Genomic DNA, 17777 nt, shown 5'->3' with positions numbered 1-17777 from the left:
TCGGGAAGGGGTAAGTCACAAGTTACTAGAACGCCGTTCGGGCGACTAGGAGGCGATCTTCATCTTGGTGAGGACGGCGTTGATGTCCGGCCAGGACTTCTTCGCGGTGTTCGGCATCGAGACGAACAGCACGGCCGGGACCTCCCTGCCGGTGTCGACCACCGCGGTCACGACGACCTCGCCGGTGGCCTTGATCCCCGGACGCTTGTAGGTCAGGTAGTCCGCGACGACCCAGCCCTTGTGCCCGGAGACCGTGATCTCCTGGGAGGCGACCGGCTTGGTGGCGTGCCGGAAGGCGTACAGCCGGGTCCGCAGGGACGCGGAGGCGGCGATGGCCGTCTTCTTCACGTCGCCCTCGGTGGCCACGCGACGCTCTATGGGGCTGAGCGGCGAGGACAGGATGGTGCCGTACCAGTACTGGGTGCCGACGTGCTCGGTGACCATGATCTGCTGGCCGGTCCAGCCGGACTGGCCGAGCTTGTTCTGCTTGGTCGGCACGACCCACTTGCCGCCGAACTTCGGGTACACGAGCCCGGAGAGGGCGTCGGTGACCGTTCCGACGACCGGGGAGGCGGTCCCCTTGAACTTGACCAGCGCCTTGTCCGGCGGGGACGGAACGTCGACGGTGTCGGCGGGCTCGGGTGAGGGCGAGTCGGCGGGCTGCACCTTCGAGGGCGTGGCGCCCTCGTCCTTGGCGCCGTCGTCACCGCCGAGCACGACCACGGCGAGCCCCACGAACAGGCCGAGCGCCAGCACGCCGATCCCGGCGAACAGGAAGGTCCGCGAGCGGTCCTTCTTCATCTCGCCCTCGTCGAAACCGCCGCCGCCGACCGGGCCGCCGGCCCGCCGGTTGGCCTCGGTCTCCTCGCGCATCCACTCGGGCATCTGCCAGTTCCCCGAGGAGGGGATCCCGGCCTTCGGCGGCTCCGCGGGCCCGGACATGTCCACACCCGCGTACTGCGCGACTCCCGGCCCCTCGTCGAGCTCACCGAGCTCGACGCCCTCGGCCTCCCTGGCGGCGGGCACCGCGGGCGCCCGGAACACCGGCTGCTCGCCGGTCAGGCCGCCGTGACCCTGCAGGGCGACGTTCTGCGGCTGCACCGCGGCCGCCTGACCCTGGGCCGCCTGACCCTGGCCGAAGGCGTTGAAGACCCCCGGGTCGTCCTGGCCGAACCCGGGTCCCTGCGGCTCGGCGCCGGGCGTCCCCGTCTCGCTCTGTCCCGTCTCACCCTGTCCGGGCGTGCGCGGAGGCACGACGGAGTACTCCCCCGACGCCACCGGCTCGGGAAAAACAGCCTGGGGCCCCGTCATGGGCATCCCGGCTTCAAAGTCATCGTTATCGTGCTGCACGGCTCCACCTTCGACTCCGGATTCCGGACGCGCCGAAAGCTCCCCCTGATCGGACATGCGGCACAGGCTACGCGAAGATCAACATTTCTGACGCCCCGCGTCGATAACAAGTTAGAACGCCGTTCGCCCCAAACCCCCGCAGCCCCCATGCCCAAAGGCCCTGCCGACCTCGCACGTGTCGTACAGCACACCCATAACTACCACCAGCGCTCCCTTTGGATCAACACCGTCCCAACGACTGGACAGTAACCGGGAATCGCGGCGCGACCGGGAAATGACGAAGGCCGCCACGGCGGGAAGCGGGAGCTTCCGGCCATGACGGCCCACGAACGGGTGGAGCTGCAGGGAATCGAACCCTGGTCCTACGGCAATGAGACAGGACTTCTCCGGGCGCAGCCTTGTGCATCGGTCTACTCGGCCTCGGTGCTTTCACAGGCAATACACCGCCAGGCCCAGTCACTGTTTGGTTTCCCTGCACCCCCCGTGACCGGGGTTACAGGTGGAGTCTCCTAGCGATGCCGGATCCCGGGACGGAGACAAGCCCGGGCCGACAGACCACAGGTCGCTACTTACGCAGCGAGCTGGAAGTCAGTGCGCTTAGAGTTGGCACTTATTGGTTTGCTAACGCAGGATTTACGAGGTCGCGTAAGCCACCCTCGGCCCGCTTCTCCTGGCACGACTACCGCAGTCGAAACCAGTCAGCCCCATGTGGAGTTGTCAATGCTGACAGCTTACCGGGTAGAGCGCACGGCGGCCAACCGTTATTCCGCCGCGTCTGGGACACGTGAACCCCGGTGGACGCGCGACAGCGGGCGTCCACCGGGGTGACCGGCAGGGTCGGGCCGGTCCGGACACAGGGTCTCGCTCGAGGCGAGCCCCCGGTCGCATCACGGCGATCGGAGCCCGCAACCCCCCAAGCGGGATCCCCGATCATCCGTAGAGACGCGTCCGGCCCCGCTCCGGGTTGATCACTCTGGGCAAAGTGATCACAAAACCGGTGGCGGGGCCGTGACGTGTCGCTGATCGTCCGCGATCAGGCCGGAACCTGCGGGACCGTCGGCGTGGTGGTGCCGGGGGTCGCGGTGGTGCCGGGTGTCGCGGTGGTGCCCGGGGTCGCCGGGGTGGGGATGGTGGTCTTGGCGGTGATCAGGTCGTGGGCGAGGCGCACCATGTTGACGTTGCCCTCGACGGCGATCGCGACGCCCAGGTCGCTGGTGGTGTAGCCGATGAACCAGGAGACCGTCTTGCCGTCGGGCATGGTGACCGTCGAGACGAGGCCGCCCGCGAAGCCGGTGCCCTTGGCCGAGCCGCCGTTCTTCACCCCGGCCCGCATGATGCTGCTCAGGCCGTTGAAGACCCGCGGGGACAGGTTGCGGATGTCCTGCGCCTCGTCGGAGGAGGGTGAGACGAGGATGCTCGGGGCGTGCCAGGCGTTGTTCTGGATGGCCGCGGCCACCAGGGCCATCGTCAGCGGGCTGACGGTGATCCGGCCCTCGCCGAGCATCTCGTTGACCTGGTCGGCCGGGGTCTTGGGCTCCGGCACGACCGCCGTGGAGTGCGGGACGTTCGACAGGCCCCAGTTGACGTCGAGGCCGAAGGAGCGCAGCGCCTCACGGTAGGTCTTGGCGTCCAGGGACGCGCCGAGCCCGGCGATGGCCGTCCGGCAGCCGGAGGCGAAGTTCAGGCTGACGGTGGAGTTCTTCCGGGCGGGCGAGGACAGGCTCACCCCGCCGGCGTCGCTGGCCGCCGGGCATTCCTGGGGCCCGGGGGAGAGCCGGCCGTTGGCGAACATCGGGCCCGCCAGGACCGGCGCGAAGATCGTGCCCGGCGCGTACTGGCCGAGGAAGGCCTTGTTGACGCCGCCGGTGTTGTTGTTGGCCGCCGCGACGACCTCGCCGGTCTGGGCCCTGACCGTCACGATGGAGGCCGGCAGGTTGAGCGGGCGCAGCGCGTTCTCGGCCCTGGCCTGGTAGTCGCGGTCGAGCGTGGTGCGGACCGCGCGCGGCTCCTTGACCGAGGTCGTGGCCTCGTCGTCGGAACCGGGGTCGCCCGGCGTCGTGCCGGTCCCGGTGCCCGTGCCGGTGGTGTCGTCGGTGTTCTCGTTGAAGTCCTGGACCACCGTGGCGGGCGCGCCGGGGTTGAGGACCACGACGGTGACCTTCGGCTGGCCCGCGAGACGGCGCTGGTAGAGCAGCTGGAGACCGGACTCGCCGACGGTGTCGCCCGGCTGGTAGGGCGCACCGACCTGGGTCAGCAGGTCGGTGGTGGCGGGACCGACGGACCCGAGCAGCTCCTTGGCCATGACCGGCTGGTTGGGCTGCTCGCGCTCGAAGATCCTGACGTCCGGCGCCGTCGTCCGCAGCTTGAGGACCGTCGGGTCGGTGCCGGGCAGCGAGGCGAGCTGGAGGAAGTCCTTGGGCGGGGCCGAGGAGATGCGGCCCTCGAGCCGTTCGACGTCCTGGCCGGTGGCCGTGCCGATCGCCTTGGCGGTGGCCGCCGCGTTCTTCACCTGGCCGGGCACCACGCCGATCAGGGCCGTCTGCTCCTGCCGCAGCAGGCTCCTGCCCTTGTTGTCCTGGATGAGGGCGCGCCTGGGCGTCTCGGAGACGACCGCGAGCCTTCCGCCGTCCTTCAGGGACGGATGGATCACCGACGGGCTCCAGACGACCTTCCACGAGCCGCCGGAGCGCTTGAGCGACATGCCGCTCAGGTACTGCCAGGGCTTGCCGTTCTCACCGAGGTCGATCCGGACCACGAACCGGGCGAACGCCTCGTCGCCCTTGCGGTCCACCCGGCCCGGATCGTCGGGGACTCCCGAGGTCGGCGCCGACTTGAGCTGGAGCCGCAGCGAGGCGGCGTCCAGCTGGGTCCTGACGTCCTCCAGGGCGGCCTCGACGGCCTTCTTGTCGGCGGCGTCGGTCTTCCTGGCGGCGGCGTCGTAGTTGCCGACCTGCCAGGCGATCAGGAAGTCCTTGACCGTGGAGAACGGGGAGGCCTGCGCGCAGGCCGAGAGAGTGCCCAGGGCGAGCACGGAACCGGTCGAGGCCGCCAGAATCCGGCGAGTCCTCCTCGACGTTCGAGTCACTCGACGTTCACCGGCCCTTGTTCCGTGCGCGCATCGTCCGGGCGATCTCCCGGTCGGAGTCCCGCTTGGCGATGGTCTGCCGCTTGTCGTAGTCCTTCTTGCCGCGGGCGAGACCGATCTCGACCTTGGCCCTGCCGTCCTTGAAATACAGGGACAGCGGGATGAGCGTCAATCCCGGCTCGTTGGTCTCTTTGATGATCTTGCTGATCTCGCGGCGGTTCAGCAGCAGCTTGCGGGTCCGCCTGGCCGTGTGGTTGGTCCAGGTGCCCTGCGAGTACTCCGGGATGTGCACGTTGTAGAGGAAGACCTCGTCGTGGCCGTCGACGGCGGCGTAGCCGTCCGTCAGCGACGCCCGGCCCTGGCGCAGCGACTTCACCTCGGTCCCGGTCAGCACCATGCCCGCCTCCCAGGTGTCCACGATGTGGTAGTCGTAGCGCGCCTTCTTGTTCTGGGCGATGTACTTCTGGCCCTGTTCGCGCGGCACTAGCTCAGTTCTCCCCTACTCAACGTCCAGCACGTCCCGGGCGCGCTGCTCGGCGTCTGCCGACCGGACCGCCACGTCCGGCTCGATGCCGACCCCCTCGAGGTTACGGCCGCCGGGGGTACGGTAGCGACCGACGGTCAGTTCGACCGCCGATCCGTCCGAAAGCCTGACCGGCTCCTGAACCGTCCCCTTCCCGAACGTACGTGATCCTACGATCACCGCCCGGTCCCGGTCCCGCAGGCAGCCTGCGACGATCTCCGCGGCGCTCGCCGTTCCCCCGTCGACCAGTACGACGACGGGGACCCGCACATCGCCTGGAGATGTGACCTGAATCACCTCGGGGGCCAGGCCGCGCTTCTCGTACGTCACCACCGGTCCCGCGGCCAGGAAGGCCGACGCGGTCTCCACGGCCTCGTCCAGCAGCCCGCCCGGATTGCCCCTCAGGTCGAGGATCACCGCGCGCGAGCCGCGCACCGCGGCGCGCACCTGCGCGCCGACCCCCCGAGTGAACACCGCCACCCGGACGACCGTCACCTGCTTTTCGTGCCGCACCGTGACGTCGCCCGTCTCGGGATCGGGCTTGACGGACCTGCGCTCGGCGTTCAGCCAGCCGGTGAAGTCGGTGTAGTCCTGGGCCGGGTAGTACCGCGCCCACGGGTCGCCCAGCTCCTTGAGCATCCCGGCGATCGCCGCGTTCCTGAGCCGGTCGGTGCCGACGGGCTCCGCCGCCGAGGCCGAGATCCGCCGCGACGCCTCGTCGAGCAGCGAGGGGGGCTCGTGGGCCGCGGTCTCGATCCGCGAGGGACGGCCGGGGCCGCTCGAGACCGCTCCCAGGCCGTAGGCCGTCACCAGGGCGGCCGCGACGGCCGCCCCTCTGATCGCCCTGCCCCGGCCCGGAGGTGCCACAGGAGCAGCTTAAATCTTCAGGTACCGCCGCAGGGTGAGGAACGAGGCACCCGCACAGAGGAGCACGCCGACCGCGACCGAGAAGATGATGACCCCGGCCACCTGCGTCCAGGTCAGGTGGCTGGCGAAGCCGAGGGAGTCCTCCAGCCGGTCGATCAGCAGCACCTTGCTGCCGACCAGCATGACCGCCGCGATGATGCCGCCCGCCAGGCCCGCGATCGCGCCCTCGAGGATGAACGGAAGCTGGATGTACATGTTCGACGCGCCGACCAGCCGCATGATGCCGGTCTCCCGGCGCCGGTTGAACGCCGACAGCCGGACCGTGTTGCCGACCAGCAGGACCGAGGCGAACACCTGGATCAGCGCGATGAACAGCGCCGCCCACTGGAGCCCGTTGAGGATCTTGAACAGCTTCTCGAGCAGCTTGCGCTCGTTGATGACCTGGTCGACACCGTTGCCCTTGGACGCCTCGCCCAGGCTGATCACGTCGTTGATCTTCTCGGGGTTCTTGAGCTTCACCCGGAGCGACGGCGGGATGTCACCGACCTTGGTCGCCTGGGACATGCCGGGGCTGCTCGAGAACAGCTTCTGGAAGCGGTCGAACGCCTCCTGCTTGCTCTCGAACTTCACGTCGGCGACGACCGGCAGCTTGCTCAGGCTGTCCTTGAGCTCGGCGATCTGGTCCTCGGTGGCGTCCTTCTTGCTGCACTTGGGTTCCGAGCTCGTCTTGGTGCACAGGTAGATCGACACCTCGACCTTGTCGTACCAGTAGCCCTTGGAGGAGTCGACCTGCTTCTTGAGCAGCATGCCGGTGCCGAACAGCGCCATGGCGATCGCGACCGTGATGACGAGCGAGATCGTCATCGTCAGGTTGCGGCGCAGGCCGATCCAGATCTCCTGGAACACGAAGTGCAGTCTCATCGAAAATCCTTAGTAGGCCTGGCCGTAGACGCCGCGCGACTGGTCACGCACGACCCTGCCGTCCTCGAGCTCCACCACGCGCTTGCGGAAGGCGTCCACGATCGCGGCGTCGTGGGTGGCCATCACGACGGTGGTCCCGGTCCGGTTGATCCGGTCGAGCACCTTCATGATGCCGATCGAGGTCGCGGGGTCGATGTTTCCCGTGGGCTCGTCCGCCAGCAGGATCATCGGCCTGTTCACGAACGCGCGCGCGATGGCGACACGCTGCTGCTCGCCGCCCGAGAGCTCGTCCGGCATCCGGTGGCCCTTGCCCTCGAGGCCGACGAGGTCGATGACCTCGGGGACGACCTTGGAGATGAAGCGCCGGGGCTTGCCGATCACTTCGAGGGCGAAAGCCACGTTCTCGAAGACGTTCTTGTTGGGCAGCAGCCTGAAGTCCTGGAAGACACAACCGATGCGCCGCCGGAGGTGCGGCACCTTCCAGTTGGTCAGCTTGTTGAGGTCCTTGCCGGCCACGTACACGTGTCCCTGCGAAGGACGCTCTTCCTTGAGGATCAAGCGAAGGAACGTCGACTTACCCGACCCCGACGGACCCACCAGGAACACGAACTCGCCCTTTTCAACGGCGACGTTGCAGTGCTGGAGGGCTGGGCGGTTCTGGTTCGGGTAGACCTTGGTGACGTTGTCGAAATTAATCACGGCTGCATCACGGTGCGCCAGTCTAGGGGCTGATGGGCCATGGTGTCCCCCTCGGAGTTGGCTGAGGAGCAGTCTAGGGGTGACACTGGCATGGATAGTCCCTCTTCGGGACATCGGTGCGTCAGCAAGGGAAGGAGGACACGCTCATGAGTTGTGATCATTTGATCTGCGCCTACTGCGCGGGACCGGTCGAAGAAGGACGGTGCAGCAGCTGCCGCGCCGTGCGCGCGCAGATGCACGACCACGGCGGCTTCACCCCTCAGCAGCTCGCGATCGCCGCGGCGCTGCTGCTCATCCTGGCCTTCAGCCTGCTGGCGCCCCACCTCGCCTAGGGCGAGGGGGACGGGCGAGGGGGACTACTGCGACGCCTCTTCGGCCTCGCCCTTGCGGAGCCAGCGGATCTCGGCCTCGAGGAAGTCGTCGATCCAGCCGTCGAGGACCCGCTCGGGGTTGCCCTCCTCGTGGAGGGTCCTGAGGTCCTTGACCATCTGGTACGGGTGGACCACGTAGCTGCGGATCTGGGTGCCCCAGGAACTGGTGCCCTCACCGCGCAGCTTGTTCAGCTCGTCGGCCTCCTCCTGGCGCTTGCGCTCCAGCAGCTTGGCCTGGAGGACGTTCATCGCCGAGGCGCGGTTCTGGAGCTGCGAGCGCTCGTTCTGGCAGGAGACCACGATGCCGGACGGCAGGTGGGTGATCCGGACGGCGGAGTCGGTGGTGTTGACGCCCTGGCCGCCGGGGCCGGACGAGCGGTACACGTCGATCCGCAGATCGTCCTCGTTGATCTCCACATGGTCGGACTGCTCGACGACCGGGACGATGTCGACGCCCGCGAACGAGGTCTGCCGCCTCCCCTGGTTGTCGTAGGCCGAGATGCGGACCATCCGGTGGGTGCCGTGCTCGCCGCGCAGGGTGCCGTAGGCGTAGGGGACCTTGACCGCGAAGGTGGTGGACTTGATGCCCGCCTCCTCGGCGAAGGAGGTCTCGTAGATCTCCGTCGGGTATCCGTGGCGCTCGGCCCACCGCAGGTACATGCGCTGGAGCTGCTGGGAGAAGGCCGCGGCGTCGACTCCGCCCGCCTGGGCGTTGATCGAGACCAGGGCCTCGCGGGCGTCGTACTCGCCGGACATCAGGGTGCGGACCTCGAGGGTGCGCATCTCCTTGGCGAGGCCCTCCAGCTCGGCGTCGGCCTCGGCCTTGGTGTCGGCGTCGGCCTCCTCCGAGGCCAGCTCGTACATCACCTCGAGATCCTCAAGGCGTCCGCGGAGCGCCTCGACCCTCGTGACCTCGGACTCCAGGCTCGAGAGCTTCCTGGTCACGCTCTGCGCGTGCTCCTGGTCGCTCCAGAGGTCGGGGTCCGCGGCCTGGTCGCGCAGCTCGGCGATGTCTCGGCGCATCACGTCGAGATCCATGACGGCTTCGATGCCGTCGAGGGTCGCGCCGAGCTCCTTGATCTGATCCATGGGGTCGATGGCTGCCACCCGCCCAGCTTATAGCCCGGCTACACTTGGCGATCCATGGGGAAAGGCCACGCTTCCGGGCGAACGACCGGGCGGACGACCGGGCGAACGACCGCGATGGTCACCGGCTTCGTCCTGCTGTCCGCCGGGGCCCTGAGCGGCTGCTCGGACCGGCCCGCGAAGCCCAGGGCCACCCCGGTGGCGGTGGCCGCGCCCGCCACGGACACCCCGCTCACCCCCGCCTCGGCGCTCAAGGCCTTCAACCTGTGGGCCAACAACGACGACGTGGCCAGGGCCACCGCGGACGAGCGGCTCGGGCTCACCTGGGCCGACGACGGGCAGGTGGCCGTCACGGCGTCGGAGTTCCGCAAGGCGGCCAGGACGGGCATCCCGCCGATGCGCTTCAGCTACGGCGAGCCCACCCTGTGGGTGCCGCGTCTCGGCGGCTATCCCCAGTGGTTCGTGGCGAACGTGACCAGGAACGGGACCCCGAGCCTGCTGGCCCTGATCAAGAAGTCGCCGGGGCAGCGGTTCCGGCTCAGCATCGCGGTCACCCCGGTCAAGGGGGCGAAGCTCCCGCAGATCGCCACCGACGCCGACGGGTACGCGACGGCGATGGCCACCCGTGACGAGAGCCTGCTGGTCGGCCCCTCCCTGGTCGCCTCGCTCCAGGCGGCGGTCGCCGAGGACGGCTCGAAGAGCTTCTCCGCCCCCTCGCTCCAGTCCGGCCCGTTCACCACCGGCCTGGCCACCCAGAGCGCCAAGGAGGACAAGGCGGCGGGCAAGAAGGACCTGATCTACGGCAGCGCCTACACCGCCCCGCAGCTGCCGGTCTTCCCGCTGAGGACGAAGGACGGCGGGTGCATGGTGCTCTACCCGCTGGCGCACGACGTCGCGCTGACCCGCAGGACCGACGTCGGCCCATTGGAGGCCCCCGCCGACGCCGGCCATCTGCTGCCCACCCCGGCCGTCGGCATGCAGATGCGGATCTCGGCCAACCTCCAGTACGCGGCGGTGGTCCCGCCCAAGCCCGTCAAGAAGGTGAAGAACCCCGCCAGGATCGCGATCGTCGCGGCCGGCGGCGGCCCCGTCCGGGTGCAGGTCAAAACGGCCTGAGATTTCCTCGGGTGAACAATGGGTGATCGCCCGTTCACTGTGCGATGCTACGGGCGTTCCCGACCTTCACCCAGCGAGGCTCTCCATGCGCGCTCCCGTCATCGCGGCGCTTCTCCTTCCCGCGGCCCTCACCGCGGCCCTCACCGCGGCCTGCGGCCGCGCCGAGGACGCCGCGGCCCCGGCGGCTCCCGCGCTCACCAAGGAGCAGGCGCGGACCGTCCTCACCTCCTACGCCGCAACCAACGCCAGGGCGGACAAGGCGCTCGACCCGGCCCTGCTCGCCACGGTCGAGACGGGACCGCAGCTCGACATGGACGTCGCCGCCTACAAGCTGCACGCGGCCTCGAGGACGAAGCTGCGGCCGTACGCGTTCACCGCGCCCCGCTTCTACATCCCGCGCCTCAGCGGGCACCCGCGCTGGTTCGCGGTGGACACCGAGTCCGCCGCCAAGGGCGCGAAGATCCGGCACGCGCTGCTGTTCGTCCAGGACGAGGCGGGCGGCACCTGGAAGCTGGCCGCCGACCCTCAGCGCCGCGACGGCGGCCCGATCGACGGCATCGAGCTGGACGCCGAGGGCTACGCCAGGCCCGCCACCGGCGAGGGCCTCTCCGTGGCCCCCGCCTCGCTCGGCGAGGCGCACGCCGTCCTGCTCGACTCCGGCCCGAAGGCGCCCGGCGCGGCCGGGATCGCCGCGGGCTCCCAGACCACGCAGACCTACGACGTGCTCCAGCAGGTCAAGAGCCAGCTCGCCAAGGCCAGGCTGACCTTCGGCACCCGGTTCTCCGCGGTGCCGGGGCAGACCTACGCGCTGCGGACCGCCGACGGCGGCGCCGTCGTCTGGTACGTGCTCCAGCAGCAGGAGTCCTACGCCGGGAAAGGCATCCCGGTCGCCGGCGACCTGATCGGCCTCGTGCCCGAGGGCAAGGCGACCTCGCTGACCAGCACCACCCTGATCCAGTACCTGGCGGCGATCCCCGCCCGGGGCGACGCGTCGATCACCGGCGCCACCCGCAAGGCCGTCGCCGCGGAAACGACCCCCTAGAAGGCCCCTCAGGGCCCTCCCAGGACTACGGAGGAGCGGGGCGGACTTCCTGACCGCTGCTCGTCCCGCTCCTCCGTACCGCTCACTGAATCAGCCCGGCAGCGTGCTCGCCCGGACCAACGTGCGGATCGCCCGCAGTGCCACCGAAAGCGTGGCCAGGTCGTGGCTGTCGCTTTCCCAGATCTCCGAGAGGGTCTGGCGGGCCCGCAGCACCGACGAGTCGTTCTTCTCCGCCCACTCCTCCAGCCGCGCCTCCGGCGTGTCCGTCGCGGTGTTGCGCAGGACGTCGCTGGTGAGCTCGGCGTGCGCGGCGTACAGGTCGTCGCGCAGGGCCGAGCGGGCCATGGACTTCCAGCGGTCGTCACGCGGCAGGGCGATCACCCGTTCGCGCAGGCGGGCCAGCTGGAGCCGGTCGGCGAGGTCGAAGTAGACGTCGGCGACCTCCTCGACGGAGTGGCCGGTCGCCCGGGAGATGTCGACGATGTCGAGCGTCGAGTAGGCCGGGACCATCATCGCGACCTGCTCGGCCAGGTCCGCCGGGACGCCCCGCGCGGTGAACGCGTCGCGCCGCTCGCCGAAGGCCTCCAGGTCGCGCCCCGCGAGCTGTTTGGGCAGTCCCGGGACGAGCGCCAGCGCGCCGGGCGCGAAGGAGTCGATGGTCTCCCTGATGTCGAACGGGGGCCGCCTGCTGTGCAGCAGCCAGCGCGCGCCCCGCTCGGTGAGCTTGCGCGCCTCCAGCAGCATCGCGGTCTGGGTCTGCTGGTCGACGACGCCCTCCAGCGACTCGACCGCCGCCCAGAAGCGCGGCATGTCGAAGACCTCGCGGGCCACCAGGTAGGCGCGGGCCAGGTCGGACGCCGACGCGCCGGTCTCCTCGTTCAGGCGGAAGGAGAACGTGCAGCCGGAGTTGTTGACCAGGTCGTTCACCACCTGGGTCGCGATGATCTCGCGGCGCAGCGGGTGCCGGTCCATGTGCGCGCGGAACGTCGTCCGCAGGGCCGTCGGGAAGTACTGGACCAGCCAGGACGCCAGGTAGGGGTCGTCGGGCAGATCGGACTCCAGCAGCTCCTGGTCGAGGGTGAGCTTGGAGTAGGCGAGCACGACCGAGAACTCCGGCTGGGTCAGGCCGATGCCCTGCTGGCGGCGCTCGGCCATCGCCTTGTCGTCGGGCAGGAACTCCAGCCGACGGTTGATCTTGCCGTCGCGTTCGAGGCGCCGCAGGTAGCGGGCGTGGACGTGGAGCATGTCCGGGGCCTGGGCGCGGGCGGCGGCCAGCACGACGTTCTGCCGGTAGTTGTCCCGCAGGACCATCGCGCCGACCTCGTCGGTCATCTCGTCGAGGAGGCCGTCGCGCTGCTTGAGCGTCAGCTCCCCGTCCCTGACGACCTGGTCGAGCAGGATCTTGATGTTCACCTCGTGGTCGGAGGTGTCGACGCCCGCGGAGTTGTCGATGAAGTCGGTGTTGACCAGGCCGCCGGAGCGGGCGAACTCGATCCGTCCGAGCTGGGTGAGGCCGAGGTTGCCGCCCTCGCCGATGACCTTGCAGCGCAGTTCGCCGCCGTCCACGCGGATCGCGTCGTTCGCCTTGTCGCCGACGTCGGCGTTGTTCTCCGACGACGCCTTCACGTAGGTGCCGATGCCTCCGTTCCACAGCAGGTCGACCGGGGCGAGGAGCGCGGCCCGCATCAGCTCGAACGGGGTGAGCGCCTGCACCGACGGGTCGATGCCGAGCGCCTCCCGCACCTCGGGCGTCAGCCTGATCGACTTGGCCGAGCGCGGATGGATCCCGCCTCCGGCCGAGATCAGCGACGGGTTGTAGTCGGCCCAGGAGCTGCGCGGCAGCGCGAACATCCGCTGGCGCTCGGCGAACGACGCCGCGGGATCGGGGTCCGGGTCGAGGAAGATGTGCCGGTGGTCGAAGGCGCAGACCAGCTTGATGTGCTCCGACAGCAGCATGCCGTTGCCGAACACGTCACCGGACATGTCGCCGACGCCGACGACGGTGAAGTCCTCGGTCTGGGAGTCGCGGCCCATCGAGCGGAAGTGGTACTTGACCGACTCCCAGGCGCCCCTGGCGGTGATGCCCATGGCCTTGTGGTCGTAGCCGACGGAGCCGCCCGAGGCGAACGCGTCGCCCAGCCAGAACCCGTACTCCTTCGCGACGCCGTTGGCGATGTCGGAGAAGGTCGCGGTGCCCTTGTCGGCCGCGACGACCAGGTAGGGGTCGTCGCCGTCGTGCCGGACGACCTGCGGGGCCGGGACGACGTTCCCGTCGACCAGGTTGTCGGTGAGGTCGAGCAGCCCGGAGATGAACTCCTTGTAGCACTCGATGCCTTCGGCCAGCCACCGCTCCCGGTCGACCGCCGGATCGGGGAGCTGCTTGCCGACGAAGCCGCCCTTGGCCCCCGCCGGGACGATCACGGTGTTCTTCACGGCCTGCGCCTTGACCAGGCCGAGGATCTCGGTCCTGAAGTCCTCGCGCCGGTCCGACCAGCGCAGCCCGCCGCGTGCCACCGATCCGTACCGCAGGTGGACGCCCTCGACCCGGGGCGAGTAGACGAAGATCTCGAACTTGGGGCGGGGCTGCGGGAGGTCGGGGATCAGCGAGGGATCGAACTTCAGCGCCAGGTAGGGCTTGCCCTGCCAGAAGTTCGTGCGGAGCGTCGCGGAGATCATCGAGAAGAAGCCGCGGAGGATCCGGTCCTCGTCCAGGCTGGCGACCTCGTCGAGGCGCCCGCCCAGTTCCTCCGCGATGGCCTCGGTCCGCTCGAACGCCCCGGTCTGGAGCGAGGGGTTGAGCCGCGACTCCCAGAGCTGCACCAGCAGCCGGGCGATCGGCGCGTTCCGCTCCAGCACCTCCTCGATGTAGCGCTGGGTGAAGGTCGTGCCGGTCTGCCGCATGTACTTGGCGTAGGCGCGCAGCACCATGGCCTGCTGCCAGGTGAGGCCGCCGTGCAGGACGAGGGCGTTGAAGCCGTCGGACTCGATCTCGCCCTTCCACAGCGCCAGGAACGCCTCCTGGAACAGGCCCTTGAGCCGCGACTCGTCGACCTCGGTGTCGCCGTGCCGCAGGCCCAGGTCGTAGATCCAGTAGCGGCGGCGGTCGCCGGTGTTGATCTCGTACGGCCGCTCGTCGACGACCTCGACGCCCATGTGCTGGAGCAGCGGCAGGACGTGCGACAGCGAGATGGGCGAGCCCAGGTGGTAGATCTTGAGCCGGCGTTCGCCCGGCGCGGCCTCGTAGGGCTCGTAGAGGCTGATGGTGGTCTGCTCGGGCTCGTCGAGCGCGTCGAGCCGCCGCAGGTCGTGGACGGCCGTCCGGGCCGGGAAGTCGGCCTTGTAGCCCTCGGGGAAGGCGTCGCCGTACTTCACCGACAGCTTCCGGGCCGCCTCCTCGCCGCACTGCTGGACGATCGCGTCGGTCAGGTCGTCGGCCCAGGAGCGGGTCGCGGCGGCCAGGCGCTGCTCCAGCTCGTCGGCGTCGACCTCGGGGAGCGGCCTGCCGCGCACGCCCCGCACGACCACGTGCAGCCGGGCCAGGACGCCCTCGGTGACCTGGGCGGAGTAGTCGACGGTGACGCCGTTGAAGGCACGGCGCAGGATCTCCTGGATCCGCAGCCTGATCTGGGTCGTGTAGCGGTCGCGCGGCAGGTAGACCAGGCACGACATGTAGCGGCCGTAGTCGTCCTTGCGCAGGAACAGCTTGAGCTGCCGCCGGTCGCGCAGGCGCAGGACGCCGAGCGCGATGGGCCCCAGGTCGTCCACGTGGGTCTGGAACAGCTCGTCCCGGGGATAGTCCTCGAGGATCTCGACCAGGTCCTGGCCGTCGTAGGAGTCGGCGGTGACCTCGGCCTGGTCCAGCACCTCGTCGAGCTTGCGCTTGAGCACCGGGATGTGGGAGATCGACTCGCTGTAGGCGACATGGGTGAACAGGCCGAGGAAGCGGCGCTCGCCGACGACCTCGCCGTTCTCGAACCGCTTGACGCCGATGTAGTCCAGGTAGTGCGGCCGGTGGACCGTCGCCCGGCTGTTGGCCTTGGTGAGGACCAGCATCTTGGGCTCGCGCGCCTTCTCGCGCGCCTCGGGGGGAAGCGCGGCGAAGCTGACCGACTCGTCCTTCTCCTCGCGCAGGATGCCCAGGCCGCTCCCGGTGACGGGGCGCAGGGCGGTGCCGTCCTCGGAGAGGTCGTAGTCGCGGTAGCCGAGGAAGGTGAAGTGGCCGTCGGCCAGCCAGTCGAGCAGCTCGACCGACTCCTCGATCTCCTTGTCGGGCAGCGGGGGCGGCTCCTCCCTGACCTCCAGGGCGATCTGGCCGGCGAGGGAGCGCATCATGGGCTCGTCCTCGACCGCCACCCGGACGTCCTGGAGGATGCGCCGCAGGTCGGCCTCGATCTGGGCCAGGAGGGCCGGGTCGGTGGTCCGGTCGACCTCGATGTGGACCCAGGACTCGTCGACGTCGTCCAGGATGTCGCGGCTGTGCCGGAAGCCGGTGAGGGCGCCGCCGGGGTCGCGGTCCACGCCGAACAGCGGATGGAAGATCAGGTGGACGCCGAGCTCGTGCCGGCCCAGCTCCATCGCGATCGAGTCGATCAGGTACGGCATGTCGTCCGTGATCACTTGCACCACGGTGTGCCCGGGGTCCCAGCCGTACTCGGCGAGGGTCGGCGAGTAGACCCGCACCTTCTTCTCGCCCGCGGTGCGCTGCTCGCCCAGCGAGCGGTGCGCCAGCGCCGGACCGACCACGTCGGCCGGGTCCCGGGTGAGCAGGTCCTCCGGCGCGACCTGCCGGTAGTAGAGCCGCAGGAACTCCAGCACCGGGCCTTCCCCGCCCGGCTTGGCGCCGATCCGGGCGGCCCGCTGCAGGAGCTCGTCCTTGGCCTCTTCGAGTTTCCGCATCTTGCCCATTTTTTAACGCGACCCCTTCATCACTCCGTTGTGATGTGGCACTCATGTCAACGGCGCCAGCGTAGTCCGGATCGGGCTCTCAGGGGTTGAGCGGGGTCTCCGGGCCGGAGGAGGGCGGGTCGGTCACCGGCGGGTCGGTCACCGGCGGCGAGGTCGGCGGGTCGGTCACCGGGGGCGAGGTCGGCGGCGCGGAGGTGGGCTTGGTCGGCTTCGTCGGCTTGGCCGTGGGCTTGCCGGGCGAGCTCGACAGCGTCTGGGTGGGCCGGGTGGAGACCGAGGTCGTGGCGGACGGGTCGCCCGGGAGCGGGTTGATCCCGTCGCCGCTGGTGTTGGTGCTCGACTTCGGTCTCCCCTTGCCCGTCTGCTGGGCGTCGTTGAGACCTCCGTCGCTCGGCACCAGGACCGGCGCGTTGCTCGGCTTGCTCTCGCTGACCATCTTGTAGACGACCATGCCGGCGCCGCCCGCGGTGAACACAGCGAAGGACACGGCCGCGGCGGTGATGAACCACGGCACCCGGGCCTTGCGGGCGATCCGGGCGGCGGTGCGCGGCGGCAGCGCGGCGAGCACGTCGGTCTGGGTGTAGCCGACGGCGCGCGGATACTCCTGGACGGTCGTGCGCACGGCCCCGCCGTCGATGTGCGTGGCCTGGGCGTCGAGGTAGCCCTCGACCCCGGCCAGGGCGGCGCCCGCGCTCAGCATCTCGGTGGGGGCCTCGCCGGTGGCCGTGGGCACCGGGGTGGCGACCTCGGCCTGGCCGAGCAGGCGCATCAGGACGTCACGGGTGCGCGGGCGGGCGGCGGGGTCCTTGGCCAGGCAGTCGAGCAGGAGGTCGCGCAGCGGCGGCTGGATGCCGCCCAGGCTGGGCTCGTGGTGCACGATCCGGTTGATCACGGCCATGATCGAGTCCTGGCCGAAGGGGGGCTCGCCGGTGGCCGCGTAGACCATGGTCGAGGCCCAGCAGAAGACGTCGGCCGAGGTCGAGACGTCGTCGCCCTCGACCTGCTCGGGCGACATGTAGGAGGGGGTGCCGATCACCCGGCTGGTCAGGGTGGTCGAACCGGACAGGGCCTTGGCCACACCGAAGTCGATCACGCGGGGACCGTCGGGGCCGATCAGGACGTTGTGCGGCTTGAAGTCGCGGTGGACGATGCCGGCCTGGTGGATGGCGACCAGTGCGGTGGCCGTCCCCACGGCCAGGCGCTCCAGCTCCGCGCCGTCCATCGGGCCCTCGTCCTGCACCTTGTTCTGCAGGCTGGGGCCGAGGACGTACTCGCTGACGATGAAGGACTGGTCGCCCTCGGTGCCGACGTCGTAGAGGCGGGCGGTACAGAAGGGGGCGACCCGCTTGGCGACCTCGACCTCGCGCATGAACCGCTGGCGGGCCTTCTCGTCGGCCTCCGGGTGCATGAGCTTGATCGCGAACTGCTGTCCGCCGTCCTCGTGCCTGCCGAGATAGACGATCCCCTGGCCGCCCTCGCCCAGGCGGCCCTCGATCTCGTACGGCCCCAGCCGCAACGGATCGTTAGACCGAAGAACCGCCACCATTCCAAAGTCCCCCGTCGTTCCGGACATCCTGTTGGAAGACATCAAAGGCCAATCACCCGTCAGGACAGGTGTGTTTCCTGAGATGCATCTCCGCCGGGCCAGGTTCGCCCAAGTTTCGTACGGACTGTACCGCTTACCTCTGACAGCGACATCGAGGACAGTCCGTTTACTACTTCTTGTCCGAACCCGTCCCAAGGGTTCTTCTGCGAACCTCGCTAATCAGACGCATCGGTGTCCCCCTTTCGTTGTCCGGTGAGACGCAAGTC

12 protein-coding genes and 1 other RNA gene are annotated in these 17777 nt (G+C 69.6%); 3 read left to right on the top strand and 10 right to left on the bottom strand.

Annotated elements, in window-relative coordinates; genetic code table 11:
• Nucleotides 1–45: 45 nt before the first annotated feature.
• The 7 genes from ABD785_RS31895 to ftsE all read right to left on the bottom strand — a co-directional run bounded on the left by ABD785_RS31895 (nt 46) and on the right by ftsE (nt 7445).
• Nucleotides 46–1311, bottom strand: a complete 1266-nt coding sequence (locus ABD785_RS31895) for a hypothetical protein (protein WP_344835718.1) — start codon at nt 1309–1311, stop codon at nt 46–48.
• A gap of 370 nt (nt 1312–1681) precedes the next feature.
• Nucleotides 1682–2056, bottom strand: a transfer-messenger RNA (tmRNA) gene (gene ssrA / locus ABD785_RS31890).
• Between the two features lie 327 nt (nt 2057–2383).
• Complete coding sequence (locus tag ABD785_RS31885; protein WP_344835716.1) at nt 2384–4381, bottom strand: penicillin-binding transpeptidase domain-containing protein; 1998 nt, start codon at nt 4379–4381, stop codon at nt 2384–2386.
• A 61-nt stretch (nt 4382–4442) separates the two neighbouring features.
• Entirely contained in the window at nt 4443–4919 is a 477-nt protein-coding gene (gene smpB / locus ABD785_RS31880; protein ID WP_344835715.1) for an SsrA-binding protein SmpB, read from the bottom strand.
• Nucleotides 4920–4934: 15 nt separating this feature from the next.
• Nucleotides 4935–5825 carry a S41 family peptidase gene (locus ABD785_RS31875; protein ID WP_344835713.1) on the bottom strand — a complete coding sequence of 297 codons (891 nt, stop codon included), beginning with the start codon at nt 5823–5825 and terminating at the stop codon, nt 4935–4937.
• 9 nt (nt 5826–5834) lie between these two features.
• Nucleotides 5835–6746, bottom strand: coding sequence for a permease-like cell division protein FtsX (ftsX, locus tag ABD785_RS31870; RefSeq protein ID WP_344835711.1), 912 nt, complete (start codon nt 6744–6746; stop codon nt 5835–5837).
• Between the two features lie 9 nt (nt 6747–6755).
• The gene (gene ftsE / locus ABD785_RS31865) at nt 6756–7445 is read right to left on the bottom strand and encodes a cell division ATP-binding protein FtsE (protein WP_344835710.1); all 690 of its coding nucleotides are present in this window, start codon (nt 7443–7445) and stop codon (nt 6756–6758) included.
• 146 nt (nt 7446–7591) lie between these two features.
• Between ftsE and ABD785_RS31860 the strand changes: the two genes are divergently transcribed.
• Nucleotides 7592–7777 carry a hypothetical protein gene (locus tag ABD785_RS31860; RefSeq protein WP_344835708.1) on the top strand — a complete coding sequence of 62 codons (186 nt, stop codon included), beginning with the start codon at nt 7592–7594 and terminating at the stop codon, nt 7775–7777.
• 24 nt (nt 7778–7801) lie between these two features.
• Here the strand turns inward: ABD785_RS31860 and prfB are convergent, their stop codons facing one another.
• Nucleotides 7802–8923 carry a peptide chain release factor 2 gene (gene prfB / locus ABD785_RS31855; protein WP_344835707.1) on the bottom strand — a complete coding sequence of 374 codons (1122 nt, stop codon included), beginning with the start codon at nt 8921–8923 and terminating at the stop codon, nt 7802–7804.
• Between the two features lie 96 nt (nt 8924–9019).
• Here prfB and ABD785_RS31850 point away from each other — a divergent pair, with 96 nt between their 5' ends.
• Together ABD785_RS31850 and ABD785_RS31845 are read left to right on the top strand one after the other, a co-directional pair.
• Nucleotides 9020–10018, top strand: coding sequence for a DUF8094 domain-containing protein (locus tag ABD785_RS31850; RefSeq protein WP_344835705.1), 999 nt, complete (start codon nt 9020–9022; stop codon nt 10016–10018).
• Between the two features lie 85 nt (nt 10019–10103).
• Nucleotides 10104–11060 (top strand): DUF8094 domain-containing protein, encoded by a 957-nt coding sequence (locus ABD785_RS31845; protein ID WP_344835703.1) that lies wholly within the window; start codon nt 10104–10106, stop codon nt 11058–11060.
• A gap of 90 nt (nt 11061–11150) precedes the next feature.
• On the opposite strand, the gene ABD785_RS31840 is transcribed toward ABD785_RS31845, so the two are convergent.
• Nucleotides 11151–15956, bottom strand: a complete 4806-nt coding sequence (locus ABD785_RS31840) for an NAD-glutamate dehydrogenase (protein ID WP_425547844.1) — start codon at nt 15954–15956, stop codon at nt 11151–11153.
• Nucleotides 15957–16044: 88 nt separating this feature from the next.
• Nucleotides 16045–17481 (bottom strand): serine/threonine protein kinase, encoded by a 1437-nt coding sequence (locus ABD785_RS31835; protein ID WP_344835700.1) that lies wholly within the window; start codon nt 17479–17481, stop codon nt 16045–16047.
• Nucleotides 17482–17777: the final 296 nt, after the last annotated feature.

This window comes from Actinocorallia longicatena (assembly GCF_039534125.1).
GTDB classification, from domain to species: Bacteria; Actinomycetota; Actinomycetes; order Streptosporangiales; family Streptosporangiaceae; genus Actinocorallia; species Actinocorallia longicatena.
The sequence above is the reverse complement of the archived record's forward strand: the minus strand, read 5'-3'. Positions and strand labels throughout refer to the sequence as shown.

Coding starts and splice junctions, on each gene's coding strand:
- ABD785_RS31895 (WP_344835718.1), bottom strand. CDS start 1,311: ATGACGGGGCCCCAGGCTGTTTTTCCCGAGCCGGTGGCGTCGGGGGAG.
- ftsX (WP_344835711.1), bottom strand. CDS start 6,746: ATGAGACTGCACTTCGTGTTCCAGGAGATCTGGATCGGCCTGCGCCGC.
- ABD785_RS31860 (WP_344835708.1), top strand. CDS start 7,592: ATGAGTTGTGATCATTTGATCTGCGCCTACTGCGCGGGACCGGTCGAA.
- ABD785_RS31850 (WP_344835705.1), top strand. CDS start 9,020: ATGGTCACCGGCTTCGTCCTGCTGTCCGCCGGGGCCCTGAGCGGCTGC.
- ABD785_RS31845 (WP_344835703.1), top strand. CDS start 10,104: ATGCGCGCTCCCGTCATCGCGGCGCTTCTCCTTCCCGCGGCCCTCACC.
- ABD785_RS31840 (WP_425547844.1), bottom strand. CDS start 15,956: ATGCGGAAACTCGAAGAGGCCAAGGACGAGCTCCTGCAGCGGGCCGCC.